Raw genomic sequence first — 26,798 nt, 5'->3', positions numbered from 1 at the left:
TCGTATAGCGAGGCGTCACACCCGTCTGACGACCGACCTAAGCGCGGCCGCAACCTTCGGGGGCGACGTCGCGCCCGCCAGGTGGTGCGACTCGACGCGTTCGACCGGCCAGCCCAGCTCCTCCGCCTTCGCCGCCGCCTCCTCGTAGACGGGGGACAGCAGCACGTACCCGCACGGTCCCGACCACTCGACGACCGGGCGCTGCTCCTTCAGGAACTCCCACGGCACCTCGGGCGCCTCGTCGCGCATCTCCTCGCGCAGGCCGGCGGGCACCAGCTTCAGCGGGTCCTCGGGGAACCACCGGTCCCAGCGCGGCAGCTTGCCGGCGCGCACCGAGGCCTTGACCTGGCTGACCAGCGCGGGGTCGACGGTCTCGCGCCACGACCTGCCGGGCGTGGGGAGGTCGGAGTCGAGGAACACCAGACCCGTGACGGCCAGTTCGAGGGCGTCGGCGAAACCGGGGAGCAACGGGCCCGCGCCGCTGTGCCCGACCAGGACCAGCTCGTCCGCCACCCCCGCGTCGTCGAGCGCGTCCGCGAAGGCGCCGATCAGCCGCTGGTGGACGGGGGCCTCGTTGATCGTCATCTGCAGGTCGACGAGCAGGACGGCCACCCCGTCGGAGGCCAGTTCGTCGGCGAGCGGGCGCATGCTCGACGGGCCGAGGAACGGGCTGTGCATCAGCACGACGGTGACCATGCCCGTGATGATGGCAGCATTGGCGTCCATGCGGGGCGCGATGTTGATCTGTGGGACGACCTCCGACGCGGGCAAGAGCGTGCTCGTGGCGGGTCTGTGCCGCTTCCTGGCACGCCAGGGCGTGGACGTCGTGCCGTTCAAGGCCCAGAACATGTCGAACAACTCGTTCGTCACACTCGACGGCGGCGAGATCGGCCGCGCGCAGGCGGTGCAGGCGCGGGCCGCGTTCCAGGAGCCCAGCGTGCGGTTCAACCCCGTGCTGCTGAAGCCGGGCAGCGACCGCACGTCGCAGGTCGTCGTGCTCGGGCAGGCGGTCGGCGAGGTCTCCGCGTTGAGCTACCGCGACCGCAAGCAGCACCTGCTCGACACCGTGCTGTCCACTTTGGAGGGCCTGCGCCACGACCACGAGGTCGTCGTCTGCGAGGGCGCGGGCTCGCCGGCCGAGATCAACCTGCGCGCCAACGACATCGCGAACATGGGGCTCGCGACGCGGGCGAACCTTCCGGTGCTCGTGGTCGGCGACATCGACCGGGGTGGGGTGTTCGCGCACCTCTTCGGCACGGTTGCGGTGCTGGACGCGGCCGACCAGGCGTTGGTCTCCGGCTTCGTCGTCAACAAGTTCCGCGGTGACGAACGTCTGCTCGAACCCGGCTTGCGGCAGTTGAAGGAACTGACCGGACGGCCGGTGCTCGGGGTGCTGCCGTGGCGCGAAGAACTCTGGCTCGACGCCGAGGACTCGTTGTCCTACAACGCGGACGGTGTGATCGGCCGTCCGCGGCCGCCCGTGCGGGACTGGCTGCGGGTCGCCGTGGTCCGGTTGCCGCGCATCTCGAACGCGACCGACGTCGAGGCGCTGGCGTGCGAACCCGGTGTCTCCGTGCGGTTCGTGACCGAGCCCTCGCGGCTGGCGGACGCCGATCTCGTGGTGCTGCCGGGGTCCAAGGCCACCGTCTCCGACCTCGGCTGGTTGCGCGACACCGGTCTGGCGCAGGCGGTCCAGCGCTTCGCCGGACCGGTCCTGGGCATCTGCGGTGGTTTCCAGATGCTGTCGAAGACGATCGAGGACGACGTGGAGTCGGGCAGCGGCGTGGTCGACGGGCTCGGCCTGCTCGACGTCGACATCCGCTTCCAGTCGCGCAAGACCCTGGCCACCCCGTCGGGAACGGCGTGGGACGAACCCGTGACCGGGTACGAGATCCACCACGGCCAGGTCGTCCGCAGCACCGAACGGCCGCTGGTCGGCGACGAGGGTGCGGAGACCGACCGCGTCCTCGGCACGCACTGGCACGGCCTGCTGGAGAACGACGCGTTCCGGCGCAAGTTCCTGCGCTGGGCGGCGGACCGGTCGGGCCGCGACTTCGTGCCCGCGGAGGTGAGCTTCCAGGCCGCCCGCGAGGCCCAGCTGGACCTGCTGGGCGACCTGGTCGCGGATCACCTCGACACGAAGGCGGTCATCGACCTGCTGGAACGAGGGGCTCCGGCAGGACTTCCGTTCGTGCCGCCCGGCGCCCCGCGAACTGCGGGATAGCGAGGCCCAGCAGCACCACCCCGCCCGCGGCGGCGCGCAGCACCGTCAGGTCCTCGCCGAGGAACGCCCACGCCGAGAACATCCCGAACACCGGCACCAGCAGCGAGAACGGCGCCACGACCGACGACTCGTACCGGCGCAGCAGGAACCCCCACACGCCGAACCCGAGCAGCGTCGAGATCCACGCGACGTACCCGATGGCGCCGACCCCGGCCCAGTCGAGGCGGCCCAGCGCCGACATGTCCTCGGTCAACGCCGACAGCGCGAACAGCGGCAGGACCGCCACGGCGCTGACCCACACCATGAACCGCAGCGTGTCCGCCGGCCGCGCGTACCGCATCAGCACGTTCGACACGCCCCAGCACGCGGCCGCCGCGATCACCAGCAGGAACCCGAGCAGCGGCGACGACAGCCCGTAGTCCCACGCGATCAGCCCGATGCCGGCGACGGCCAGCGCGATCCCGGTGATCTGCACGGGCTTGGGCCGCTCGCGCAGCACGACGGCGGCGAAGACCGCCGTGAAGATCACCTGGCTCTGCAGCACCAGGCTGGACAGGCCCGCCGGCATGCCCGCGCTGAGGCCGATGAACAGGAGGCTGAACTTCGCGACGCCCAGCACCAGCCCGACGGCGACGACCCACTTCCACGCGACCGACGGCCGTCCCACGAAGAACACGGCGGGCACGGCGGCCGCGAGGAACCGCAGGGCCGAGAACAGGATCGGCGGGAACTCGTCGAGGCCCACCTTGAGCACGACGAAGTTGAAGCCCCAGATGGCGGCGACGAGTACGGCGAGCAGGACGTGACGGGGACTCATGGGGCTCAGCCTGCGCGTGCCGACTGTTTAGCACCAGTTCCGATTGCTTAGGTTATGGGTTTAGCATCGCTACATGCTCGATCTGGGAAGGCTGAAGGCGCTGCACGCCGTCGCCACGTACGGCACGGTCGGCGCCGCAGCCGACGTGCTCGGCTACACGCCGTCCGCGGTCTCGCAGCAGATCGCGAAGCTCGAACGCGAGACCCGCACTACGCTGCTGGAACGCAACGGCCGCGGCGTCCGCCTGACCGACGCCGCCCACCTGCTCGCCGAGACCGCGGGCCAGGTCCTCAAGCTCGTCGAGGAGGCCGAGGTGGCGCTGGAGGAACAACGCGGCGCCGCGATCGGCCGCCTGTGCCTCGGCGCGTTCGCCACGGCCGCGCGCGGGCTCCTGCCGGACGTCCTGGTGGGCTTGGGCGAACAGCACCCCGCACTCGACGTGCGGCTGACCGAGATCGACCCGCCGTACGCCACCGAGGCCGTCGCCCGCGGCGAGCTCGACATGGCGATCGTGCACGACTGGGCGAACACGCCGCTGCCGGTGCCGGAGTCGCTGTCGCGCGCGTTCATCGGCGAGGACGTCGCCGAGGTGCTGATCCCGGTCACCAACCCGTTGTCGCGCAAGGAGTTCCTCGAACCCGTCGACCTGGCCGGCGAGCGGTGGATCTGCCAGGTCGAGGGGTCGATCTGCTTCGACTGGCTCGAGCGCACGTTCCACGGCGCGGGCATCGAACCGGTGGTGGCGTACCGGATCAGCGAGTACCGGACGCAGATGGCGTTGCTGGCCAAGGGGATCGGCGTCGCGCTGATCCCGCGGCTCGGCAGGGGCGAGGTGCCGGAGGGCGTCGTGACGGTGCCGCTGCGGCCGACGCCGACGCGACGGTTGTACGCGGTGTGGCGCACACAGGCGTCGCGGCGGCCCGCGATCACCGCGACCCTCGAGGTCATCCGCCAGGTATCGGGCCGAGCGTCCGGTACTTCGCGCGCAACGCGCTGAGCGACTGCGGTGTGGTGGGCGTCGGACCCCAGTCGTAGGGCGCACCCCACTGCACGACGGAGAGGCGGAGCCTGGAGTTCTGCAGGAGCGCGCGCAGGTCCAGGAGCAGTCGCGTGCAGCTCGGGCAGGGGCTGTGCGAGATGTTGACCTGGATGGTGCGGACCCGTGCCGCCCAGGTCGGGTCCTGTGCGACGAACGACGTGATCTGGGTCAGCACCCGTGCCTCGGCGTGGGACTCCGCGGTCGCGTCACCTGTGGCGCGGCTGACCAGTTCCAGCGGCAGCTCGGCGTGCTGGGCGGAGGCGGGGGAGCCGATCACGAACCCGCCCGTCTGGCCGGTGTTCTTGCTGTCCTCGCGATCCATCGGGTGTGCTTCGCGTCGCTCCCGCTCGCGCACCGTCCTGGTGTCGGTCTCGGTGCCCGCCGGCCTGCCGCCACTGCTGGGATAGGGCTGCTGGCCGGGCGCGCAGTCGACGAGGAAGGTCGCCACGCAGCGGACACTTCCGGCCGCCGGCTTGCCCGAACCGGTCGTGTAGGCGGGGACCCTCCCGGCGAGCGCCATCCGTTCCCGGTGAACGGCGTCGAAGACGGTCTTGAGGCTGCCCGCGAGCGCGGACTGCTTGCGGGCCAGGCTGTTCTTGTGGTTGAACGTGTCACGCTCGTCGTAGGGCATCTTCACGTCGGTGGTCAGGTTCTGCAGCCGTGAGCGGGCGGTGGTGACGTGCCCCTGCAACTCGGTGCGCCTGGCGCGCTGCGCTGCCGTGTCGCCGGGGAACCCGTTGACCTGGGCCGAGTAGTGGTCGAGCAGCACGCCCGCCTCGGTCGGCGTGCTCGCCACCATCACGCGCCGGGCCTCGGTCTTCTCGATCCAGATCTTGTGCGACTCCCCGCCGCCCTGGAACCCGAAGAGGGCGGGGACGGCCGCCGCCCAGTTCTTCACCTTCGCCTTGGCGGAGTCGGCCTTGTCCTTCACCCAGGCCTTGCCCGCGGCCACCTTTGCCTTCACCTTGCCGCTGACCCCCTTCGCGGCCCTGATGAGCGGACCGGCCAGCGTCAGCCCCTTCTTGATCACCCAGTCCAGCGCCTTGTTCACCGGCTTCTGCAGGGTCTCGATGATCGACCGGATCTTCGCGCCGATGCCGCCGAGGCCGATCGCGCTCGCCAGGAAGCCGATGATGATCGGGACCATCTGGCCGAGCACGTCGTTGATCTTGTTGACGACGCCGCTCACGTTGCCGCGCACGATGTCCGCCACCGAGTCGATCACGGTGTTGACGAACTTCATGATCCGGCTGCCGTTGTTCACGAAGAACATCACGACGTCGTAGATCAGCTTGCAGGCCTTGATGAACGCCGCGGCGGGGTTGAGCAGGCCGATGAGCCAGGTGATGCCGGCAGTGATGATCTTCGTGACGACGAAGTCCTTCACCTGCTCGAGGATGGTCTCCTTGATGTCGCCGAGCTTGTCCATCAGCATCTGCCACAGGCCCGCGACGCCCTGCGACGTCAGGACCTGGAAGATCTCGACGCCCTTCTCGGCGGCGGCCATGGCCTTCTCGCCGATCTGCTTCACCAGCCGGTTGCGGATGTTCGACCAGGTCAGGCCGAAGATCGACGCCAGCAGCTTGACGATGCCGCGCACGTCGAACTTCTCCGGCAGCTCGACGCCCGCCTCGGCCAGCGCCCCGAAGAGCCAGCCCATCAGGCCCTTGCGCAGGTGGTCGAGGATGTTGTCCTTGAACTTGAGGATGCCGCCCTTCACCCCGGCGACCAGGTTGCCGAGGAACTCGACGGGCGCCTTGATGATGTCGCCGACGACCCCGGCGGCGCGGGCGAGCACGTCGCGCAGCATTCCGGCGAGCTCGCGGATCGTGTTGATCACGCCCTTGACCGCGTCGAGCGCCGCGTCGACCAGGCCCTTGTTCTCCGCCTGCAACGCCTCGACGCGCTCGTCGATGCCCTGCTTCGCCTCGGTGTACTTGGTGGCGAGGGTGTCGACGACCTCGTTCTGCTTGTCGTTGACGTCGCTCTCGAGCTGCTCGAACCTGTCGCCGATCTCCGCGGACGCGTCGGCGCCGACCTTCTGCAGCTCGGGGGAGAGCGTCTTCACGAACGCGGCGATCTCGGCCTTGCCGGCCGCGATCCGCTGCTTGGCCAGGGAGAGGTCGCCGCCCACGACGTCGGCGACGCGCGAGATCACGCCGTCCATCTGCTTGAGGTAGAGCTCGCGGCCGGCGGTGTAGAACTCGTTGACCTTGTCCGGCATGCCGAGCAGCTTGTCCTTGGCCCACCGGTACCCGCCGAGCCAGCCGCTGTAGCGGTCCTGCTTGTAGGCACCGACCTTCGCCGCCACGAACGACTCGAACGCCTGCTTCGCCTGCGCCTCGCCGGTCGCGAACGCGGTCTCGACCTTCGCGTCGATGCCGCCGAGGATCTTCTTCACCTCGGCCTCGGTGGCCGTGAAGATGCCCTGGATCTTGGTGGTGACCTCGGCGCGCTTCGCCTCGTCCTTGGTCTTCGTCTTCCCCTTGTCCGCCACGAGCTTCGCGAGCGCCGCGCCCTTCGCGCCCTGCATCCCGGCGACACCCGTCGCCGTCTCGGCGTTCGCGTCGGTCTTGGCCTGGCCCAGCACCTGCTGCTCCTGCGCGCGGAACTGACCGGGCGCGGTGTCGGCGTGCGCGGCGGCGGTCTGCTTGGCGTCCAGGGCCTGCTGGAACTGCGGCTCGTTGGAGTGGCGCAGCTGTTCGTCGGTGACGTCGCCCTGTTCCTGCGCGACCTGCTGCTTGCCCGCCGTGAGGTCGGTCTGCGCGGCCGGAACGGGTTTGGGCGCGGCGCCGGAAGCCGGGATCGCCGGTGCGGCACCGGCGTTCTCGGCGGCCATCGGCGTGACGGGCTTCGGCACGGCCTTCGACTGGTCCGGTGGCGCGTCGGTGGCCTGCTCGATGTCCTTGGCCTGGCCGTCCTTGCCCTGCGAGACCATGCCCTTGACCTCGGTGGCGACCCCGTCGGCCTTGCCCTGCGGGGAGGTCGCCTCCTGCAACGACTTCGGTGCCTTCGCCTCGATCGCGGTCTTCACGGCCGCGATGAACGCTTGCTTGTCGAACGACCCGGCCTGCTGCGCGTCCATCGAGTCGACCTTGGCGGCCTTCGCCTGCCCGGCCAGGTCGTCGCTCGGACCCTGCGCCGCGTCCTGCGCCTCCTTGGCCTTCGCGGCGGCGGGCGGGTGCGCCTTCTTGGCCACCGCGACGCCCTTGACCTTCTCGGCCACCTGCACGAACGCGGGGTCCGCCGCGGCGACGGCGGGAATGGCCGGTGCGGCGGCCGGTTTCGGTGCCGCGCCACCGGGCTTGACCGCCGGTTTCGCTCCTGCCGTGCCCAGCTTCGACTTCGCGGGCACCGGTTTCGCGGGTGGCGTGGGTTTCTTGGGCTGCACGGCGTTCGGCCCGAACCCCGTCGTCGTCACGGCCAGCGCGGACGCGGGCGGCTTCGGGCCCTCCATCGTCACCGGGACGCCCGCGGTCTGCGCCGCCTTCAGTCCCTTCTCGACGGTGTCGATGTCGGGCTCACCGCGCTTGACCTCTTTCAGGGCAGCGTCGATGTGCGCCTCGTCCGGCTGCTTCTGCTTGGCGGCCATGAGCGCGCCGACGGCGGCGTTGCCCGCGTCGCGTTGCAGGGCGAGCAGGGCGTGCGGACTCCCCGCGACGGTGGGTGCGGCGGCCTTGCGCTTGCCGTCCGCGAGAGCGTGGGTGACCTCGGCTTCCCTGCGTGCGGCCATGATCTAGAGCCTGAACGACGGCTCGGGCCGGGACCACGACCGCCAGACACCCGCGCGGGCACGAAAAGCCGCCCTAAGGGGCAGCGACCACGTGCGCCTTCTTGGGCGCCATCACCTTCAGCACCGCCTTGGCCTCGCGGACCACGCCCGCCATGTCCTTCTTGGTGGTCTTGAAGTACGGCTCGACCACCAGCGTCGCGGTGTCCTTGGACTCCACGACGTTCCACGTGCCGCGCAGGAACCCGTCGACGAGGAACGTCGGCGGGAACACGCCGTTGCGCACCGCACCCCACCGCGAGCGCGCGTCTTCGCTCATGATCCGCGTCCGGTCCGCGTGCCCGAGCAGCACGTTGTCGAACGCGGGCAGCAACCGCGCGGGCGCCTTCGTCTCCTCCGGCACGATCACGCCGTCCGGCACGTCGAGCAGCACCTTGCCGGCCTCGTTCCGGTACTCCACCAGGTCGAGATCGGCCGCGTGCCCCTTCAGCCCGATCAACCGCGACCAGGCCTGCATGTCCGCGAGCGTCGCCGGTCCGAACGCGCGCAGGTACCGCTGGATCAGCTCGCCGGCCGCGGCCCGCTCCGGCAGCTCCCGCCCGAGCCAGGAGGCCATCGCGACGTTCTGCGGGACGCCGCCCACGCCCCAGATCCCGCGCGGCGGCACCTGCACCATCGGCACCAGCATCTGCGCCTGCGTCGACAGCTCGCGCGCCTTGGCCTCGGGGAACTGCTCCTCCAGGTACGCGCCGATCTCCGCGACCGTGCGCGGTTCGGTGTCGATGTACTCGCGGGTGAGCCGGGCCAGCTTGTCCAGGTCGATCTCGACCCGCGTGGCCGGGGGCATCACGATCTTCGCCCACTTGTCGAGCTCCGGCTGCAACGCGGTGCGCATCAAGTACACGTCGTCGGCCGAGATGAGGTGCAACGTGCCGCGCCACAACGTCATCCGCACCAGCGAACGGTCGATGATGAGCTTGCTCAGCGCGGCGACCTCGTACGGCTTGAGCCGCGTCCACAACGCGAGGTAGGGCGGGATCGGTGCCTGCGCCTGCAGCCCGCCGAGGTGCTCGACGGCCTGCACGATCGGCAGGTCCGTCCGCTCCAGGAGGAGCTGGCGCGCCAGGAGCGTGCGGTTGAGGGTGCGGTTCGAAAGTGTTGTCGTCACAGCGATCCGAAGAACTTCCTGATGTCTTGGACCAGCAGGTCCGGCTCCTCCATCGCGGCGAAGTGCCCACCGCGGTCGAACTCCGTCCAGTGCACGATCGTCGGGATCATCTTCTCCGCGAGCGAGCGCACCGGCAGGCTGAGGTCGTGCGGGAAGACCGCGACACCGGTCGGCACCGTGGTCGGCTGCTGCCTGCCCCACGACGCGGCCTGCTCCTTGTAGAGCGCGGCCGACGACCCCGCGGTGCCGGTGAACCAGTACACGGACACGTTGGTCAGCATCTGGTCGCGGTCGACGGCGTCCTCGGGCACGCCGTCGTTGTCGGTCCAGTCGTGGAACCTCTCCGCGATCCACGCGAGCTGCCCGACCGGCGAGTCCGTCAGCGCGTAGGACAGCGTGCGCGGCCGGCTGCGTTGCAGGTGCATGTAGCCGGAGAGCTCCTTCTGATACAGGTCGAGCGACTCCAGCGCGCGCATCTCCTCCGGCGTGAGGTCGTTGACCCCGGACGGCCGGAACGTCTGCAGCATGTTCACGTGCACGCCGATGACCTGTTCGGGGAACACCCGGCCGATCTCCTGCGCGATGCCCGACCCCCAGTCGCCGCCCTGCGCGCCGTAGCGCTCGTAACCCAGGCCCTCCATCAGCTTCGCGAACGCCCACGCGGCCCGCAGCACGTTCCAGCCGGGCTTCGTCACGGGGCCGGAGAAGCCGAAGCCGGGGATGGAGGGGATGACGAGGTGGAAGTCCCGCGAGAGCGGCTCGATCACGTTCAGGAACTCGACGACCGAGCCCGGCCAGCCGTGGATCATCAGCAACGGCACCGCGTCGGGGTTCTCGGAGCGGACGTGCAGGAAGTGGATGCGCTGGTTGCTGATCTCGGTCGTGAACTGCGGGTACGAGTTGAGACGCGCTTCCTGCGCGCGCCAGTCGAACCCGCTGCCCCAGTACTCGGCGAGCGGGCGCAGATAGCTGCGCGGGATGCCGTACGACCACCCGACGCCGGGCAGGTCGTCCTCGGGCCAGCGCGTGCCGGCGAGCCGTGAGCGGAGGTCGTCGACCTCGGCCTGCGGGATCTCGATGCGGAACGGCGTGATCTCCATGGCCCCCACGCTATGAGCTCGTGCGGACAGCCCTTGTCCGCGTCTCAGCAGAACTTCTCGATCAGCTCCTCGAAGAACCCGCCCGCCTCGATCGCCGCCTTCTCCTGGTCACCGTCGCGGACCGCGTGCAGCAGCCCGGTGTGCGACACCTGGTCGGTACCAGGCTGGCTGGTGTCGACAGAGGCCGCCACCGAAGCTTTGACCGCCTCGGTCAAGCCCTGGTAGAGCTCCGCTAGAAGCGCGTTGTGCGAGCACTGGACGAGCAGCACGTGGAACGCGGTGTCGTGCTCGACGACCTCGGTCCACTGCTCGTTCTCCATGGCCGCGTCGCGCTTGTGCAGCAGGTCCGTCAGGCGGGCGAGCTCGGCTTCGGTGCGGTGCCGGGCGGCGAGCCGCGCGCCCTCCATCTCGAGGGTGCGGCGGACCTCGAGGACTTCCTTCAGCTCGGTCCCGCACATGCGGCGGACCGCGCCGGAGATCTCGCTGGTGGCGCGGACGAACGTGCCGTCGCCCTGCCGCACCTCCAGCAGACCGGCGTGCGAGAGCGCGCGCACGGCCTCGCGAACCGTGTTCCGGCCGACGCCGAGAGCCGTGACCAGCTCCGGTTCCGGTGGAATGCGCTGCCCGACGGGCCATTCGCCGCTGGTGATCGCCCCTCTCATCTGGTCGATCACCTGGTCGACGAGGCCTGCTCGCCGGGTAGTGGCCAACGGCACAACCTCATCCTTTCATCCGAACATCCCATGTCTGCGATAGTGGTGCGCGTGACGACGCCTACCCAGCAGACGACCTTTGCCGCACAGACTGCCACCGATCGAGGTCGCAGGGTGACGGTCGTCAAGAATCGTCACGTTCCGCTGGTCGGGTCCGCTGTGCTCGCGATCGGGGTCGCCCTCGCTGCCGCGAATCTCCGTCCTGCGGTGACCAGTCTGGCGTCGGTGCTCGGCGACGTCCGCGCCGCCCTGGGCGTTTCGGCCGCTTGGACCAGCGCGCTGACGGCCGTTCCGGCGCTCTGCTTCGGCTTCGCGGCGTTCGCGGCGCCGTGGCTCGGCCGCCGCCTCGGCATGGCCCGCGCGATCGGACTGTCACTGGGGGTGCTCACGCTCGGCCTGGTGCTGCGCGTGGTCGACGGTCCGTGGGTGGTGCTGGGCGGCACCTTCATCGCGTGTGCGGGTATCGCCGTGTCGAACGTGCTGATCCCGGTGGTCGTCAAGGCGTCCTTCCCGTCGAAGGTCGGCCTGATCACCGGCGTCTACACGGGAACGCTGTCCGCGGGTGCCGCGCTGGCCGCCGCGCTGACGCCCCGGCTGGAGGACTACCTCGGCTCGTGGCGGCCGGCCGTCGGCGCCTGGGCGTTGCTGTCGGCCGGCGCGGTGATCGTGTGGTTCGCCGGTGCGCGGCACGGTTCCGAGGCTTCGGTGGTCCGTTCGGTGACGCCGGTCGAGAAGCGCTCGTTGCTGCGCAGCCCGCTCGCGTGGGTGATCACGGTGTTCTTCGGCCTGCAGTCGCTGTTCGCCTACACCGTCATGGGCTGGTTGCCGGCGATGCTCATCGACGGCGGCCTGGACCGCAACACCGCGGGCATGCTGGTCGCCGTCTCGATGCTGCTGGGCGTGCCGGTGAGCCTGCTCGTGCCGCCGATCGCCGCGCGGTTCTCCAGTCAGTCCCTCGTGGTGCTGGCGCTCGGCGTGCTGTCGTTCGCGGGCATGTTCGGGATGCTGGTGGCCCCGGCGGCCGCACCCGGTCTGTGGGTGGTGCTGATCGGGTTCGGCATGGGCATGTTCCCGCTGGCCCTGCTGATCATGTCGCTGCGCACCAAGTCCACTTCGGACACCGCGCGCCTGTCGGCCATGGCGCAGAGCGTCGGCTACCTGATCGCGGCGTCCGGCCCGTTCGCGTTCGGCGTGCTGCGCGAGTCCACGGGGTCGTGGTCGGTGTCCCTCGTGCTGCAGCTGGTGCTGCTCGCGGCGCTGACCGCCCTGGGCATGATCGCCGGGCGCCCGCGCTACGTGTAGTGGTGCGGTGTAGTGGTGGCGGTGTAGTGGTCAGGAATCGAGAAGCACGGCGTTCGCGCTGGTCCTAGCTTTGTCGGCATGGACATCACCATTGACGCGACGTTCCTCCCGCACACCGACCCCGATGCCTCGCTGGCGTTCTACCGCGACCTGCTCGGCTGGGAGGTCCGTGCCGACGTCGGTCGGGGAACGATGAGGTGGATCACCGTTGCCCCGGTCGGTTCGGCTTCCTCCGTCGTGCTGGAACCGCCTGCCATGGCGGAAGGACTCACGGACGCGCAGCGCACCGCGATCACGGAGATGATCGAGAACGGCTCGTACGCGTTCATCAACCTGGCCACACCCGACCTCGACGGCGTGTTCGACAAGCTGCAGGCGGGCGGTGCGGACGTCCTGCAGGAACCGGCCGTGCAGCCGTGGGGTGTGCGGAACTGCGTGTTCCGCGACCCGGCCGGCAACACCGTGCGCATCCAGCAGGCCTAGCCGGTCAGTTCGCGACGAACCCGCGGTGCAGCACCGTGAGCTGGTCGGCGAGGTAGCGGGCCCACGCCTTCGCCCGGTCCCAGTCCGGTGCCGCGCCGCCGAAGCTGACGGGCCCGATGGCCCCGAGCCTGCGGACCATGCGCGTGACGTCCTGGGGGACGGGAGGAGTGCCGCGGTGGAACAACCACAGCGGTGTGTACTTCAGGGACGCCTTGTGCCGCCGCACGAACCGCTGTGCGTCTCGTGAGGCGGCGTCGCCCATGATCACGGCACCGAACTCGTACAGCGACTCGGCCGCGGCCACCGGGAGCACGGTGGCTCTCAGTCCGCAGCCGGCCAGCTCGGTGCCGATGATCTCGGCGATCTCATCCGTGGCGGCGATTCTCGACGTGTAGGCGACGAGGACTCTCTCGGTCATCGCTGCATCGTGCTGGGTTTCTGCCCGGCGCGGGAGCGGCGGAAGTCCCTGTCCCGTAAGGCCTTCAGTCCAGCGGCAGGTTGAGGAGCGCGTTTTCCACGAGCTCTGGCATGGCCGGGTGGATCCAGTACTGGCCCTGCGCCATCGTCTTCGCGTCGAGGCCGAAGCTCATCGCCTGGATCAGCGGCTGGATCACCGTCGACGCCTGCGGGCCGATGATGTGCGCGCCGATCAGCTGCCCGGTGGCGGGGTCCGCCAGCAGCTTCGCGAACCCGGTGGTGTCCTCCATGGCCCAGCCGTACGCGATCGAGGCGTAGGCCTGGCTCGCGGTGACGTACCGGATTCCCTTGTCCTTGGCCTGTTCCTCGGTGAGGCCGACGCTCGCGATCTGCGGGCTCGAGAAGACGGCGGCCGGGACGAAGCGGTGGTCGGACTTCCGCGGGCTGTCCGGGTTCAGCAGGTTGTGCTGGACGACCTTGGCCTCGTGGTTGGCGACGTGCTTGAGCTGGTAGTCCGAGCTGATGTCGCCCAGGGCGAGGATGTGGTCCTGGCTGGTCCTCTGGTACTCGTCGACCTTGACGCGGCCGTCGTCGTGGAGGTCCAGGCCCGCCTTGGCCACGTCCAGCAGGTCCGTGTTCGGCTGACGGCCCGTGGCGATGAGGAGTTGTTCCGCCTCAACGGTTTCCTCGCCGTTCGGGCCCTCCAGGTGGAGCCTGACACCGGTCGCGGTCTTCTCGGCCCTCGTGGTCTTGCGCTGGAGCCGGACGTCCCACTTCTGCCTGGCGATCTCCGTGAAGCGCTCCGCGATCTCCAGGTCCTCGTGGCGGAGGAGGAGGTTCGAGCGGGCGATCACCGTGACCTCGACGCCGAAGCTGCTGAAGACGTGGGCGAACTCCGACGCGATGAACCCGCTGCCCACGATGACCAGGCTCTTCGGGAGCTCGTCGAGGCGCATGATCGTGTCGCTGGTGTGGTAGCCGGTCTGGTCGAGGTCCGCGATGTCGGGGATGGACGGGCGGCTGCCCGCCGCGATGACGATCCGGTCGGCGGTGATGGTCTCGCCGGTGCCGGTGTCGATCGTCTTCTCGTCGAGGAACTTCGCGGTGCCTTCGTAGACCGTCACGTTCGCGTTCTCGTTGGCGCGCCAGTTGCGGCCGCCCTCCGCGATCGGGTCGATCCTGCCGAAGACGCGGTCGCGGATCTCCGGCCAGTGGACCGCGTCCGTGTGTGCGTCCACGCCCAGCTTCTTGGCGTTGGCCGGGGCTGCGGCCTGGTCCGCGGTGTGGACGAACATCTTGGTGGGGATGCAGCCCACGTTCAGGCAGGTGCCGCCGAAGGTGCCCTTTTCGAGGATGGCGATCTGCCAGCCTGCCATGGCGTCGTTCGGGATGCTGTTGCCGGAGCCGGTGCCGATGATGACCAGGTCGAAGTGCCTCACGTGTGGATCCAACCATTTTTGGGTTGGGGGTGTTCCCCGGTTGGTTGTTACGTGGGGCTTACGTGGCGTGGCGGGCTCACGTTGTGGGCTCGTTGGTGCGTGCCTGTCCCGTTTCGTGCGCGGGGCTCTGCCCCGGACCCCGCCAACTGATCAAAGACCCCCAGCGCCGTTAGCGGGTTGATGGCACGCCTGTTGCGTTCGGCGGCTTGCTGCTGCGTAGGTGGTTCGGTTCGGGTGGGGTGGTCCCGTCCCAAGCCGAGTCCGAGCGAGCCACACGTGAGGAGGGGTGTCAACCCGGCGAAAAGCGTGCCGGGTTGACACCCCTCCTCACGTGCAGCTAGTGCTGGGCACGGCTCGTGACGGGACCACCCCACCGGAACCTCGCGTTTCAAGCCAAGACTGCTCGCCTTCGGCTTCGCGGTGGCTCGGCTTTGCCTTCGCGTCAGTGCTGGTAGGTCGGGGTGATGATCGCCCGCGCGAGGGTGTGGAAGGCGAGGTTGAAGCTCACCACGGCTGCGGAGGCGTCCTGGTCGACGTCGAGCTTCTCCACGTCCACGGCGTGGACGACGAAGAAGTAGCGGTGCGGGTGGTCGCCCTTCGGTGGGGCGGCTCCGCCGAAGGCTCGGGTGCTGTAGTCCGAGCGGACGTGGAAGGCGTCGCCGGGGAGGGTGTCGTCCGAGGCGCCCGCGCCCGTGTCGAGGGAGGTGACGTCGGCCGGGAGGTTGACTGCCACCCAGTGCCAGAAGCCCGACGGGGTCGGGGCGTCCGGGTCGTAGCAGGTGACCACGAAGCTCTTGGTCTCGGCCGGGTGGCCCGACCAGGAGAGCTGGGGTGAGGTGTTGCCGCCTTCGAAGACCTGGGCGGTGTCCAGCTGCTTGCCGTCGCGCACGTCCGTCGAGGTGACGGTGAAGGTGCCCACCTGGGGGAGCAGCAGGTAGGGGTCTGGAGCGACTGGGCGCTCGAGGCTCATGGAACTCCTCCTTTTTGTGATCAGTTCGAGCCTATCCCCGGGCAACCGCGACGGCCTGTTCGACGTCTTCCTGCGGGGTGAGGGGAAAGATGATGTCCAGGTTGCGGCTTTGTGCTGCGTTTGCGTTGGTTGTTGGGCTGGTGTCGTGTGGACAGACGCCAGAGGAGCACGCCAGCGGGCCCGTGTTGACCACGGCGCCTACGACCACCGCGGCTCCTACGTCGTCGGTGGAGCGGCCGAAGCGGATGTTCGAGCCGCCGTATCCGTACGGGACCGTGCAGGCGAAGGCGCCTGCTGTGGTCGACGGGATGGTGCCTGTCGTCACGCACATTCCCACCGACAAGCCGTACGTGTTCATCACCATCGACGACGGGGCCGTGCAGCATCCCAAGGCTCGTGAGTTGATGATCGGGGCCGGCGTGTGGCCTTCGGTGTTCCTCAACACGAAGTACGCCGAGGGGCACAAGGACTACTTCAAGCAGCTGCCGGTGACGGTGCAGAGCCACACGACCAGCCACCCGAACCTGCAGGGGCGGCCGTTGGAGTTCCAGAAGCACGAGATCTGCGGGAACGCGGACTTCCTGGCCTCGGACTACGGGAAGCGGCCCACGTTGTTCCGGCCGCCGTTCGGCAACTACGACGCGACTACCCGCCATGCTGCCGCCAGCTGCGGGTTCAAGGCGCTCGTCAACTGGACGGCCGCGGTCAACGACGGGCACGTGCAGTTCCAGCAGGGGGATCGGCTCAAGCCGGGGGACATCGTGCTCATGCACTTCCGGACCACGTTCGTCGAGGACTTCACCGCGTTCCTGGACCGGGCCAAGCAGGACGGGCTGACGCCGGTGCCGCTGGAGGACTTTCTCGGCTAGCCGTGCAACCCCCGACGGCTCCGGGCGCGTGATCAAGGTGGGGGAACTGGGGACTGGGGGAACGATGAAGAGGATCGCAGCAGTGCTCGTCGCCGCGGCGATGGCGATGAGCTTCGCGCCGAGCGCGTTCGCGGCTGAGGGAACCGCGTTGACGGAGATCCGCACCGGGGTGCACGCCGGTTTCGACCGGGTCGAGTTCGAGTTCACCGGGGCACGGCCGGGTGTGGCCGAGTACCGGACGACCGAGCTGGAGAGGTGCGGGTCCGGCAAGCCGATGTGGGCCCCTGGCGACGAGTTCCTCGTCGTCACCATGCAGCCCGCGAACGCGCACGACCACACAGGGCCTCGTGAGTTCGAGACCCCCGGCCTTTCGCAGGTCCGGGGCGTGGCGAACACGTGCGACTTCGAGGCCCACCTGGAGTTCGCGATCGGGTACGCCGGCACCGGCCGCGCGTACACGGTCTCGGTCCAGGACAACCCCACGCGAGTCGTGGTGGACATCCACAACAGCTGAGTTGTCTTATGGGGAGACAAATGAAGAAGCGTTTCACCGCGGCACTGTTCGCAGTGCTCGCGATGGTCACGTTCGTCCCGGTGGCGTCGGCCGACGACGGCAACGCCCACCTCACGAGCATCGTGACCAGCAAGCACGACGGTTTCGAGCGGATCGAGCTCATGATGGACCGTCTGCCCACCCAGTCCCTCGTCCAAGAGGTCGACGAGGTCTGGCACTGCGCCAAGGACGTCCTGATTCCTGTCGGGGGTCAGAAGTTCATCCGCACGACGCACTTCAGCGCGGCGATGAGCGACAACTTCAAGCCGACGTACACCGGGCCGCGGCTCTTCGCGCCGGAGGGACTGACCAACGTCAAGGGTGTCGCGCTCTGCGACTTCGAGTCGATGCTCTACGTCTCCGTCGGGTTCGACGACGTGAGCTCGACGTACGAGGTCCAGGCGCTGACGAACCCCACCAGGGTCGTCATCGACATCCGCGACTGACCGAAGCAACTGTGGCCTGGGTCACACGTCTTAAGGGCATCGCACGAGCCCTGAGAGGGGGCCGAAGATGAACAGACGTCTCGCCGCGGTGCTGGTCGCGGTCCTGGCGGTCTTCACGATCGCACCGGTCGCGTCGGCGCAGAGCGTGCCCACGCTGTCGGACATCAGGACCGGGCAGCACAACGGGTTCAGCCGGGTGGTGCTCGACCTGTCGGGACTGCCCTCGGAGCACCGGGTCAGCGAGGTCACCAGCGTCTCGCACTGCGCGTCCGGGAACCCGATCACCGTCGCCGGTGGCGGGGTCCAGGAGATCCTCCGGGTCACGTTGGTCGGTGCGGCCGCGCACGACGACAACGGCAACCTGACCTACCCGGGGTCGCAGAACTTCGCGACCCCCGGTCTCGGCAACGTCCGCGGGGTCGCGCTCACCTGCGACTTCGAGGCGACGCTGGAGGTCGCCGTCGGGTACGCCAACCCGAGCTCGTGGCACCGGGTCTTCACGTTGACGAACCCGAACCGGCTCGTCATCGACGTCGGCCTGTAGCAACGCGAAAAGCCTCGTGGGGGCAGTAGTCGCCGCTACTGCCCCCACGAGGGACCTAGGTGGAGGTGTTACGCCGCAACGGTCGCGACGACCTCCTTCGACAGCGCGTGCTCCAGCACCTCGGCCACGTCCGACACGAAGTGCACGGTCAGCTGGTCGCGCACCGACTCCGGCACGTCGTCCAGGTCCGGCTCGTTGCGCTGGGGCAGCAGCACGGTCGTGATGCCCGCGCGGTGGGCGGCGAGCAGCTTCTGCTTCACGCCACCGATCGGCAGGACGCGGCCGGTCAGCGAGATCTCACCGGTCATCGCCACGTCCGAGCGCACCGGGCGGCCGGACAGCAGCGAGGCCAGCGCCGTCGTCATCGTGACGCCCGCGGACGGTCCGTCCTTCGGCACCGCACCGGCCGGAACGTGGATGTGCACTCCCCGGTCGGCCAGCGACGCGGCCTTCTCGTCGTGCGAACGCAGGTACGACAGCGCGATCTGCGCCGACTCCTTCATCACGTCGCCCAGCTGGCCGGTCAGCGTCACGCCGGTCGAGCCGGTGTCCTTCGGGGCCAGCGAGGCCTCGATGAACAGCACGTCGCCACCGACACCCGTCACGGCCAGGCCCGTCGCCACGCCGGGGACCGAGGTGCGCTCGGCCGACTCCGGGGTGTTCTTCGGGCTGCCCAGGTAGGACTTCAGCGACGGCTGGTCGACCGTGATCGGCAGCTCGCCCTCGCCGAGGGCGACCTTCGCGGTCACCTTGCGCAGGATGCGCGAGAGAGCCCGTTCCAGTTGCCGCACACCGGCTTCGCGGGTGTACTCGCTCGCCAGCTGGTGCAGGGCGGGCTTGTCGAACGTGACGTCCTCCGAGGTGAGGCCGGCGCGTTCGATCTGGCGCGGCAGCAGGTGGTCGCTGGCGATCGTGACCTTCTCGTCCTCGGTGTAGCCGTCGAGCTGGACGAGCTCCATGCGGTCGAGCAGCGGCGCCGGGATCGACTCCAGCACGTTCGCGGTCGCGAGGAACACCACGTCCGACAGGTCGAGCTCGACCTCCAGGTAGTGGTCGCGGAACGTGTGGTTCTGCGCCGGGTCCAGCACCTCGAGCAACGCCGCCGTGGGGTCGCCGCGGTAGTCGGAGCCGACCTTGTCGATCTCGTCGAGCAGCACGACCGGGTTCATCGAACCGGCCTCGCTGATCGCGCGGACGATCCGGCCCGGCAGCGCGCCGACGTACGTGCGGCGGTGGCCGCGGATCTCGGCCTCGTCGCGCACGCCGCCCAGGGCGACGCGGACGAACTTGCGGCCCATCGCCCGTGCCACGGACTCGCCGAGCGACGTCTTGCCGACGCCGGGAGGGCCCGTCAGCGCGAGCACGGCGCCGGAACGACGCCCGCCCACCACGCCCATGCCGCGGTCGGCACGGCGCTTGCGCACGGCCAGGTACTCCGTGATGCGCTGCTTCACGTCATCGAGGCCCGCGTGGTCGGCGTCGAGGACCTCACGCGCCGCCTTGATGTCGTAGGAGTCCTCGGTCCGCTCGTTCCACGGCATCTCGAGGACGGTGTCGAGCCACGTCCGGATCCAGCCCACCTCGGGCGACTGCTCGGAGGTGCGCTCCAGCTTGTCGACCTCGGCCAGCGCGGCCTTGAGCACCTTCTCGGGCAGCTCGGCGGCCTCGACGCGGGCGCGGTAGTCCTCCTGCTCGGTGGCGGGCTTGCCGTCGAGCTCGGCCAGCTCCTTGCGGATCGCGGCCATCTGCTGGCGCAGCAGGAACTCGCGCTGCTGCTTCTCGACGCCTTCCTTGACGTCCTTCGCGATCGTCTCGTTGACGTCGAGCTCGGTCAGGTGCGCCTGGCCCCACTCGACGAGCTTCTCGAGCCGCTCGGTGACGTCGGACGTCTCCAGCAGCCAGATCTTCTGCTTCTCGTCCAGGTACGGCGCGTAGCCCGCCAGGTCGGCGAGCGCCGACGGGTCGGTGATCTGCTGCACCGAGTCGACCATCTGCCACGCGCCGCGCGTCTGCAGGATGTTCGTGACGATCGCGCGGTACTGCTTCGCGAGCTCACGGGTGCGGTCGGTGATCTCGGACTCGTCCGCGATCGTCGCGTTCACCCACAGCGCCGCGCCCGGCCCCGTGGTGCCCGTGCCGATGCGCACGCGCTTGGTGCCGCGCACGACGGCGGCGCGTTCACCGCCCGGCAGGCGTCCGACCTGCTCGATCTCGGCCAGCGTGCCCACGGGGGCGTACTTGCCGTCCAGTCGTGGGACGAGCAGCACTTGATGATTCGCGGCCGTCGTGGCGGCGTCCACGGCCGCACGGGCCTCGGCACTGGCGTCCGCGCCGGAGATGCGGACCGGCACCACCATGCCGGGGAGCACCACGACGTCATCGAGCGGCAGCACCGGCAGGGCCAACGTCTCGCCCATCTCCATCACCCTCCAAAGTTGAGTCTGTACCGCTCAACCAACTTCAGCGGGGTGGTGTTCCCCCGAGGTGTTCGCTGTGAGCGAGCGGCCTCGATAGGCGGACTTGATCGCCGTTGGGGCGCCCGGCGGTGGACACCCGTGCGGCGCAGGGGTGAGGATGCGGGCGTGATGGAAGAGCTGAAGTGGGTCCCGTCCACGGTCGACGTCACCCGCCCGAGCGTGGCGCGGATGTACGACTACTACCTGGGCGGCTCGCACAACTTCGAAGCCGACCGCGCCGCCGCCAAGCAGGTGGAGCAGCACTTCCCCGGCGTGGCCCAGAGCGCGCAGGCGAACCGCTCGTTCCTGCGCAGGGTCGTCCGCCACCTCGTCGCCGAGGGCGTCGACCAGTTCCTCGACCTGGGCTCGGGCATCCCGACCGTGGGCAACGTCCACGAGATCGCCCAGCAGGACAACCCGGACGCCCGCGTCGTCTACGTCGACTTCGAACCGGTCGCCGTCTCGCACGCCAACGCCCTGCTCGCCGACAACCCGAACGCCAGCGCGATCCTCGCCGACCTGCGCGCCACCTCGTCGGTCATCGACGGCGCCCGCGAGGTGCTCGACTTCTCCCGCCCGGTCGGCGTGCTGATCATCGCCGCCCTGCACTTCGTCCCCGACTCGGACAAGCCGTACGAGGCCGTCGCGTCGTACCTGTCCGACCTGCCGTCCGGTTCGTACCTGGCGATCACGCACGCGAGCTGGGACAGCCTGACCGACGACGAGCGCGCGGAGGCCGACCAGATCAAGAAGATCTACAACAGCTCGGACAACGCGCTGACCATGCGCACGCACGCCGAGGTCACCAGGTTCTTCGACGGCATGGAGATGCTGGAGCCGGGCGTCGTCGCGGTCAACGACTGGCGCCCGGACTCCTACGAGGACCGCACGGGCATCTACGGCGCCGTCGCCCGCAAGCCCTGAAGCAGGCGGTCCCGGATCGCGTTCGTCTCGCGGTCGGTGAGGGTGCGTTCCGGCGCCCTCATCGTCACGCGGATGAGCACGTTCTTCTGACCGGGCAGCGCATCCAGCCGTTGCCGGACGTGTTCCGGCAGCTCTTCAGCGGGTGTCTCGCTCAGGATCTCGATCTCCTCGACGACGTCCTCCGGCACGAGCGCGCGGATGCGGTCGCCGAGCGTCTCGACGTCGTCGTGGACGTCCGCCACGATCGAGATGTCCCGGATGGCGGCCGGATGCCGTGAGATCGGCCGGTAGGCGTCGAGGCCGAGCATCTGGCCGGCGATGCGCGGATCGCCGTTGCGCAGCAGGCGGATGTCCGGCACTCCCTTGCGCAGCATGAGCACCCGGTCGAGCCCCATGCCCATCGCCAGCCCGTGCGGATGGTCCTTGAGGACGTGCCGCGCGGCCCGCCCGCACTCGCCGATCTCGACCCACGCGCCGTCGTGCTCCACGTCGATCTGCTTGCCGTGCGTGGTGTACGGGTGCTCTGCTTCCGTTGTGCGGTAACGCTTGCCGGGCAGCAACGTGGTGACGACGGTGTGGATGAGGTCCTCGAGCGGTTCCTGTTCGGTGCTCACCCGCCAGATGTCGAGCTGGTGCGGCGTGCCGGTGTGCAGCCGGTCGACGGTGTCGCGGCGGTAGACCAGGCCCGGACAGAGCAGCGTGACATCGGGCGTCACGTCCTTGAGCGCCGGCGGGATCATCGCCGTGGTGTGGCTGCGCAACATGCACGTCTCGCTGACGTACCTGGTGTAGCGGGCCTCGCGGGTGACCGCGTCCGCCGGGTAGCCGAGGAGCTCGTAGTTGTGCTCCACCGGCACGAGCGGGTGGTGGCGGACCTCGACCGGGTTGTCGAGGACGGCTTTCAGGTCGGCGATGAGCAGCTGCATCGCGTGCGGGCCCTGCGCGGGGTCGGTGAGGTCGCGGACGGTCAGGGCGTGCACGAGCTCTTCGGTGCGGTACATGGGACTTCCCGTTTCTTCCGGTCCGGTGGGATGCGGAGTCCCCCGACCGACGGGAAGGTTCTAGGCGCGCGCCACCCACGCAGGTCGGGGGCGGCTAAATCGCGTCATGGACCCAGGTTAGCGCGGCAGGTCAAGGCCGTTGGCCCTGATCGGCTACTCCGGCGGCGTCAGCCGCAGGTCCGGGTCCACCGGGGGAGCCCCGTCGAACGGCCCGTCCTCCTTCAACCGCCCGACGTGGTCCAGCGCCACCTCGATGTCCGCGCGGAACGGGTCGCCGTCCGACGGGGGAGTGCGGAACCACTCGTGCAGCTCGGCCGGGATCTCGAACCGGGCGAGCACCTCGTCGTACAGCGCGTCGCGGTCCGCGGCCTGCTCGCCGAGCTCCTGGTACTCCCGCAGGGCCATGCGGAGGCGGATCCAGCGGTAGCGGTCGGTGTTGTGCTGCTGCTGGAACCGTTCGCGCAGCAGGTCGCCGGCGTGCTGGCCGCGCAGGGCCAGGCGGCGGATGGTGTCCGGGGGCATGAAGAGGTTCGAGCCGCCCTCGTCGGCGGACTGGCGGACGTGCGCGATGCGGCCGCGGTAGCCCGGCAGCGCCGACTGCATGGTGTCGCGCCAGTCGAGGAACGTGTCCAGGATGGACAGCAGGAAGCCCGGCATCGAGCCCAGCGACGCGTAGCGCGTGCCGGACGTGGACGCGTCCTGCTCCGGCAGCCAGACCTCGTTCGTGTCGCCGTTCGGGTAGGGCTGCAGGCTCAGGCCGAACGTGGGCCAGCGCGGCAGCAGCGCGTCGAAGAAGTGGATCGGGAAGTTGCTGGTGATGCCGCCGTCGGAGAACCAGTGCACGCGCCCGTCCCGCACCAGCGGCACGGCGGCGATCAGGCCGGGGAACGACAACGACATCCGCACGGTCAGCACCACCGGCAGGTTCTCGCGTGCGGGCAGGTCGCGCAACGGCATGTGCTCGTGCAGCGGGCACTTCGCGTCGCCGGCGGGACCGTTCAGCTGCTCGACGACCCGGCCCGGCAGCACGTACCCGAGGCACTCGTCGCAGTACTGCCAGTTCTCCTTGAACGGCAGCCGGTACGGCCGCCCCTCGGACACGTCGGTCGTCATCAGCACGAGGTTGATGTCGCCGAGGTCGCCGAACGTCAGCGCCTCCTCGGTGCCCGCCAGCGAGTCGAGGGTGTCCGCGATCCAGTCGGCCAGCGGCGGCACGCCGGTCGACTTCGGCACGCCAGCCAGACGGTCGAGCAGCGACGGCTTGAAGTCGCCGGTGCCCGGCACGAGTCCGAAGTGGATGGACCGCGCGTTGTCCCTGAGGAACTTCTGCATCGCGTACCCGTACGTGACGATCAACGCGCTGACCGCCGCCAGCGAGAGCACCAGCCACACCAGCAGGGCGACCGCCGCCGTCGCGTAGTGCCGCGAGAACGCCAGTCCCAGCACCAGCGGCACGGCGGCCACGACCCACGCGGCCCAGGGCAGACTCGCCTTCAACGGCCACAGCACCATCACCACGCACGCCACGGCCAGCACGACCACCAGCACGCCGAGCCAGGTGGCGTAGGACGACGGCGCCAGCAACGCCGACCACAGCACCGGGCCGCCGAGCCACAGCGACGCCATCAGCCCGAGCACCGCCTTCGCGCGCAACCCCACGGCGCCCAGGAACGCGAAGAACAGGCATGAGATCGCACTGCGCCCGGTGGTGCCGCGCTTCTGCATGCTCGCGACGACGATCCGGTACAGCGCACGGGTCTTCTGCGCGGGCTGGAACAGCTGCGCCATCCGCCAGCGGTCCGCGCCCGTGCCAGAGGTGAACCAGTCGATCAGCTTCGCGAACTTGTCGAAGCCACCGGAAGCACGCCCGCGTTCGGCGGCGGCGGTGAACCCCGCCGCGATCGCGCCCGCGGACGCGCCACCGATCTGCTTGAACTCGTAGTGGCGCGCCAGCGACGCGACGGCCAGCGGGTAGACGACCCCGCTGGTCGTGCCTCCGCGCATGGTCAGGTCGCAGTAGCGGTCGTACTCCATGCGCTCATGATCTCGCGGCCGGTGCGAGGCGTCCGTGAAGTTCACCCGGACAGCCCTCAGGCGAGCTCCGCCAGCTCCGCCGGAGTTCCTGCCATGATCACGCGGACGTGCTCGGTCACCTTCTCCACCGGCCAGTCCCACCACGCGGTCCGTTCCAACAACGCGATCTCGTCGTCGCCGTACCGCTTCTTCAGCAACCGGGCCGGGTTACCGCCGACCACGCCGTAGGCCGGCACGTCCGACACCACCACCGAGCCGGACGCGATGATCGCGCCGTTGCCGATGCGCACGCCCGGCATGATCAGCGCCTGGTAGCCGATCCAGACGTCGTTGCCCACCACCGTGTCGCCGCGGCTGGCCGCCCCCAGCGCGATGTCCAGGGTCTTCTCGCCCCACACGCCGCCGAAGATCGTGAACGGGAACGTCGACACGCCGTCGGTGCGGTGGTTGGCGCCGGACATGATGAACCGCACGCCCTCGGCCAGCGCGCAGTAGCGGCCGATGACCAGCTTCTCCTGGCCGAAGTTGTAGAGCACGTTGCGCTGCTCGAACTGCTCGGCGTGATGAGGGTCGTCGTAGTAGGTGTACTCGCCGATCTCGATCTGCGGGTTCTTCACCAACGGCTTGAGGAGCACCGTGCGCGGGTAGTCGGGCAACGGGTAGAGGTTGTCGGGCGAGGGGATGGTCACGGCGCTCCGATCGGCTCTTCGCTGAACTGCGTGCGGTACAACTTGGCGTAGTGGCCTTCCAGGGCCAGCAACGACTCATGCGTACCACGTTCGACGACCTGCCCCCGGTCGACGACGAGGATCTGGTCGGCCGCCCTGATCGTCGACAGCCGGTGCGCGATCACCAGCGACGTCCGGCCGGCCAACGCCTCCACCAGCGCCTCCTGCACCGCCGCCTCCGACCGCGAGTCGAGGTGCGCGGTCGCCTCGTCGAGGATCACCACGCGCGGCTTGGCCAGCAGCAGGCGCGCGATGGTCAGCCGCTGGCGTTCCCCGCCCGAGAGCCGGTACCCGCGCTCGCCCACGACCGTGTCCAGCTGGTCCGGCAGCGACGACACCAGGTCGGCCAGCCGCGCCCTGCGCAGCGCGTCCCAGATCTCCTCGTCGGAGGCGTCGGGAGCGGCCAGCCGCAGGTTCGCGCCGATCGTCTCGTGGAACAGGTGACCGTCCTGCGTCACCATGCCGACGGTCTCGCGGATCGAGGCGAACGACAGGTCGCGAACGTCCACACCGGACAGTCGCACGGCGCCGGAGTCCGCGTCGTACAGGCGGGGCAGCAGCGAGGCGATCGTCGACTTGCCCGCACCCGACGAGCCGACCAGCGCGATCAGCGAGCCGGGCTCCGCCGTGAACGACACCCCGCCGAGGATCTCCTCGCCGCCGCGGGTGTCGAGCACCGCGACCTCCTCCAGCGACGCCAGCGAGACCTTGTCCGCCGATGGGTAGGCGAACCGCACGTCCGCGAACTCGACCGACACGGGTCCGTCGGGAACGGCGACCGGCGACTCCTTCTCCTTGATCAACGGCGGCAGGTCCAGCACCTCGAAGACCCGCTCGAACGACACCAGCGCGGTCATCACGTCCACCCGCGCACCGGCCAGCGCGGTCAGCGGCGCGTACAACCGCGTCAGCAGCAGCGCCAGCGTCACGATCGTGCCCGGCGCCATCTGCCCGGCGAACACGAACCAGCCACCCAGGCCGTAGACCAGCGCCAGCGCCAACGACGACACGAGCGTCAACGCCACCAGGAACAGCCACTGCGCCACCGCGGACCGCACGCCGATGTCGCGCACCCGCCGCGCCCGCGACCCGAACTCGGCGCTCTCCAGCTCGGGACGGCCGAACAGCTTGATCAGCGTCGCGCCCGGCGCGGAGAAGCGCTCGGTCATCTGGGTCGTCATCGCCGAGTCGAGGTTCGCCGCCTCGCGGTGCATCGACGCCAAGCGCTTGCCCATCCGCCGCGCCGGGATCAGGAAGATCGGCAGCAGCACCATCGCGAGCACCGTGACCTGCCACGACAGCGTCAGCATCACGGCCAGGGTCAGGATCAGCGCGATCACGTTGGTGACCACGCCGGAGATCGTCTCGGAGAACGCCCGCTGCGCCGCGATCACGTCGTTGTTGAGCCGGGAGACCAGCGCGCCCGTGCGGGTGCGGGTGAAGAACGCCACCGGCATCCGCTGCACGTGGTCGAAGACCGCCTGCCGCAGCCGCAGGATCAGGTCCTCGCCGACCCGCGCCGACTGCCAGCGCTCCGCCAGCGAGAACCCGGCCTCCAGCACCGCCACGCCCGCGATCGCCAGCGCGAGCCACACCACCAGGCCGAAGTCCCGCCCGCCGATGATCGTGTCGACCACCCGGCCGGCCAGCACCGGCGACGCCACGGCCAGCACCGCGGCGACCGCGCTCGTGGCCAGCAACGCGAACACGGCCCGTCGTTGCGGGTGGGCGAACCGAGCGACTCGCTTCAACGTCGCCCGGCTCACCCGACGGCTCTTCTCGTCCTGCATAGCGCTTTCGAGCGCGTACCAGTGGTTGAAGTCGATGCTCATGACGGAAAG

The 26,798-nt window shown here is 69.6% G+C and carries 23 protein-coding genes; 9 read left to right on the top strand and 14 right to left on the bottom strand.

The window, feature by feature from the left end:
* Positions 1 to 15: 15 nt before the first annotated feature.
* Positions 16 to 726: a hypothetical protein gene (locus ACFWV3_RS40725; RefSeq protein ID WP_382419295.1), complete on the bottom strand. Its 711-nt coding sequence runs from the start codon at positions 724 to 726 to the stop codon at positions 16 to 18.
* Between ACFWV3_RS40725 and ACFWV3_RS40720 the strand changes: the two genes are divergently transcribed.
* Positions 725 to 2,224: a cobyric acid synthase gene (locus ACFWV3_RS40720; RefSeq protein ID WP_382419297.1), complete on the top strand. Its 1,500-nt coding sequence runs from the start codon at positions 725 to 727 to the stop codon at positions 2,222 to 2,224. The two genes, ACFWV3_RS40725 and ACFWV3_RS40720, sit on opposite strands and share 2 nt — an antisense overlap.
* On the opposite strand, the gene ACFWV3_RS40715 is transcribed toward ACFWV3_RS40720, so the two are convergent.
* Positions 2,148 to 3,041, bottom strand: a complete 894-nt coding sequence (locus ACFWV3_RS40715) for an EamA family transporter (protein ID WP_382419294.1) — start codon at positions 3,039 to 3,041, stop codon at positions 2,148 to 2,150. The two genes, ACFWV3_RS40720 and ACFWV3_RS40715, sit on opposite strands and share 77 nt — an antisense overlap.
* Before the next feature lie 73 nt (positions 3,042 to 3,114).
* Here ACFWV3_RS40715 and ACFWV3_RS40710 point away from each other — a divergent pair, with 73 nt between their 5' ends.
* Positions 3,115 to 4,038, top strand: coding sequence for a LysR family transcriptional regulator (locus ACFWV3_RS40710; RefSeq protein ID WP_382419293.1), 924 nt, complete (start codon positions 3,115 to 3,117; stop codon positions 4,036 to 4,038).
* Here ACFWV3_RS40710 and ACFWV3_RS40705 read toward each other — a convergent pair.
* The 4 genes from ACFWV3_RS40705 to ACFWV3_RS40690 all read right to left on the bottom strand — a co-directional run bounded on the left by ACFWV3_RS40705 (position 3,986) and on the right by ACFWV3_RS40690 (position 10,794).
* Positions 3,986 to 7,813, bottom strand: coding sequence for a hypothetical protein (locus ACFWV3_RS40705; RefSeq protein ID WP_382419292.1), 3,828 nt, complete (start codon positions 7,811 to 7,813; stop codon positions 3,986 to 3,988). The two genes, ACFWV3_RS40710 and ACFWV3_RS40705, sit on opposite strands and share 53 nt — an antisense overlap.
* A 73-nt stretch (positions 7,814 to 7,886) precedes the next feature.
* Positions 7,887 to 8,978 (bottom strand): winged helix DNA-binding domain-containing protein, encoded by a 1,092-nt coding sequence (locus tag ACFWV3_RS40700; protein WP_382419291.1) that lies wholly within the window; start codon positions 8,976 to 8,978, stop codon positions 7,887 to 7,889.
* Positions 8,975 to 10,078, bottom strand: a complete 1,104-nt coding sequence (locus ACFWV3_RS40695) for an epoxide hydrolase family protein (protein ID WP_382419290.1) — start codon at positions 10,076 to 10,078, stop codon at positions 8,975 to 8,977. Before ACFWV3_RS40695 ends, ACFWV3_RS40700 begins: the two co-directional genes overlap by 4 nt.
* A gap of 44 nt (positions 10,079 to 10,122) precedes the next feature.
* Positions 10,123 to 10,794, bottom strand: a complete 672-nt coding sequence (locus tag ACFWV3_RS40690; protein ID WP_382419289.1) for a FadR/GntR family transcriptional regulator — start codon at positions 10,792 to 10,794, stop codon at positions 10,123 to 10,125.
* Positions 10,795 to 10,998: 204 nt separating this feature from the next.
* Between ACFWV3_RS40690 and ACFWV3_RS40685 the strand changes: the two genes are divergently transcribed.
* Complete coding sequence (locus ACFWV3_RS40685) at positions 10,999 to 12,093, top strand: MFS transporter (protein ID WP_382419288.1); 1,095 nt, start codon at positions 10,999 to 11,001, stop codon at positions 12,091 to 12,093.
* 78 nt (positions 12,094 to 12,171) lie between these two features.
* Positions 12,172 to 12,576, top strand: a complete 405-nt coding sequence (locus ACFWV3_RS40680) for a VOC family protein (RefSeq protein ID WP_382419287.1) — start codon at positions 12,172 to 12,174, stop codon at positions 12,574 to 12,576.
* 4 nt (positions 12,577 to 12,580) lie between these two features.
* On the opposite strand, the gene ACFWV3_RS40675 is transcribed toward ACFWV3_RS40680, so the two are convergent.
* From ACFWV3_RS40675 to ACFWV3_RS40665, 3 genes are all read right to left on the bottom strand, one after another.
* Positions 12,581 to 12,994, bottom strand: coding sequence for a hypothetical protein (locus ACFWV3_RS40675; RefSeq protein ID WP_382419286.1), 414 nt, complete (start codon positions 12,992 to 12,994; stop codon positions 12,581 to 12,583).
* Between the two features lie 64 nt (positions 12,995 to 13,058).
* Entirely contained in the window at positions 13,059 to 14,432 is a 1,374-nt protein-coding gene (locus tag ACFWV3_RS40670) for a mycothione reductase (RefSeq protein WP_382419285.1), read from the bottom strand.
* 442 nt (positions 14,433 to 14,874) lie between these two features.
* Positions 14,875 to 15,402 (bottom strand): YbhB/YbcL family Raf kinase inhibitor-like protein, encoded by a 528-nt coding sequence (locus tag ACFWV3_RS40665; protein ID WP_382419284.1) that lies wholly within the window; start codon positions 15,400 to 15,402, stop codon positions 14,875 to 14,877.
* A gap of 245 nt (positions 15,403 to 15,647) precedes the next feature.
* Between ACFWV3_RS40665 and ACFWV3_RS40660 the strand changes: the two genes are divergently transcribed.
* The 4 genes from ACFWV3_RS40660 to ACFWV3_RS40645 all read left to right on the top strand — a co-directional run bounded on the left by ACFWV3_RS40660 (position 15,648) and on the right by ACFWV3_RS40645 (position 17,814).
* A complete protein-coding gene (locus ACFWV3_RS40660; protein WP_382419283.1) occupies positions 15,648 to 16,271 on the top strand; it encodes a polysaccharide deacetylase family protein in 624 nt (207 codons plus the stop codon).
* Between the two features lie 64 nt (positions 16,272 to 16,335).
* Positions 16,336 to 16,785 (top strand): hypothetical protein, encoded by a 450-nt coding sequence (locus tag ACFWV3_RS40655; protein WP_382419282.1) that lies wholly within the window; start codon positions 16,336 to 16,338, stop codon positions 16,783 to 16,785.
* Between the two features lie 20 nt (positions 16,786 to 16,805).
* Positions 16,806 to 17,270 (top strand): hypothetical protein, encoded by a 465-nt coding sequence (locus ACFWV3_RS40650; RefSeq protein ID WP_382419281.1) that lies wholly within the window; start codon positions 16,806 to 16,808, stop codon positions 17,268 to 17,270.
* Between the two features lie 67 nt (positions 17,271 to 17,337).
* Positions 17,338 to 17,814, top strand: a complete 477-nt coding sequence (locus tag ACFWV3_RS40645) for a hypothetical protein (protein ID WP_382419280.1) — start codon at positions 17,338 to 17,340, stop codon at positions 17,812 to 17,814.
* Positions 17,815 to 17,882: 68 nt separating this feature from the next.
* On the opposite strand, the gene lon is transcribed toward ACFWV3_RS40645, so the two are convergent.
* On the bottom strand, positions 17,883 to 20,231 hold the full coding sequence (lon, locus tag ACFWV3_RS40640) for an endopeptidase La (protein ID WP_382419279.1): 2,349 nt from the start codon (positions 20,229 to 20,231) through the stop codon (positions 17,883 to 17,885).
* Positions 20,232 to 20,399: 168 nt separating this feature from the next.
* On the opposite strand from lon, the gene ACFWV3_RS40635 reads away from it, so the two are divergent.
* On the top strand, positions 20,400 to 21,194 hold the full coding sequence (locus tag ACFWV3_RS40635; protein WP_382419296.1) for an SAM-dependent methyltransferase: 795 nt from the start codon (positions 20,400 to 20,402) through the stop codon (positions 21,192 to 21,194).
* Here ACFWV3_RS40635 and ACFWV3_RS40630 read toward each other — a convergent pair.
* The 4 genes from ACFWV3_RS40630 to ACFWV3_RS40615 all read right to left on the bottom strand — a co-directional run bounded on the left by ACFWV3_RS40630 (position 21,167) and on the right by ACFWV3_RS40615 (position 26,789).
* The gene (locus ACFWV3_RS40630; protein ID WP_382419278.1) at positions 21,167 to 22,195 is read right to left on the bottom strand and encodes a hypothetical protein; all 1,029 of its coding nucleotides are present in this window, start codon (positions 22,193 to 22,195) and stop codon (positions 21,167 to 21,169) included. The two genes, ACFWV3_RS40635 and ACFWV3_RS40630, sit on opposite strands and share 28 nt — an antisense overlap.
* A gap of 153 nt (positions 22,196 to 22,348) precedes the next feature.
* Positions 22,349 to 24,229, bottom strand: coding sequence for a patatin (locus tag ACFWV3_RS40625; RefSeq protein ID WP_382419277.1), 1,881 nt, complete (start codon positions 24,227 to 24,229; stop codon positions 22,349 to 22,351).
* Positions 24,230 to 24,285: 56 nt separating this feature from the next.
* Complete coding sequence (locus tag ACFWV3_RS40620; protein ID WP_382419276.1) at positions 24,286 to 24,918, bottom strand: CatB-related O-acetyltransferase; 633 nt, start codon at positions 24,916 to 24,918, stop codon at positions 24,286 to 24,288.
* On the bottom strand, positions 24,915 to 26,789 hold the full coding sequence (locus ACFWV3_RS40615) for an ABC transporter ATP-binding protein (protein ID WP_382419275.1): 1,875 nt from the start codon (positions 26,787 to 26,789) through the stop codon (positions 24,915 to 24,917). The genes ACFWV3_RS40620 and ACFWV3_RS40615 overlap by 4 nt, the downstream gene beginning before the upstream one ends.
* Positions 26,790 to 26,798 lie beyond the last annotated feature (9 nt).

This window comes from Lentzea sp. NPDC059081 (genome assembly GCF_042738015.1).
Taxonomy (GTDB): Bacteria; Actinomycetota; Actinomycetes; order Mycobacteriales; family Pseudonocardiaceae; genus Lentzea.
This window is presented reverse-complemented; position numbering and strand designations above follow the sequence as displayed.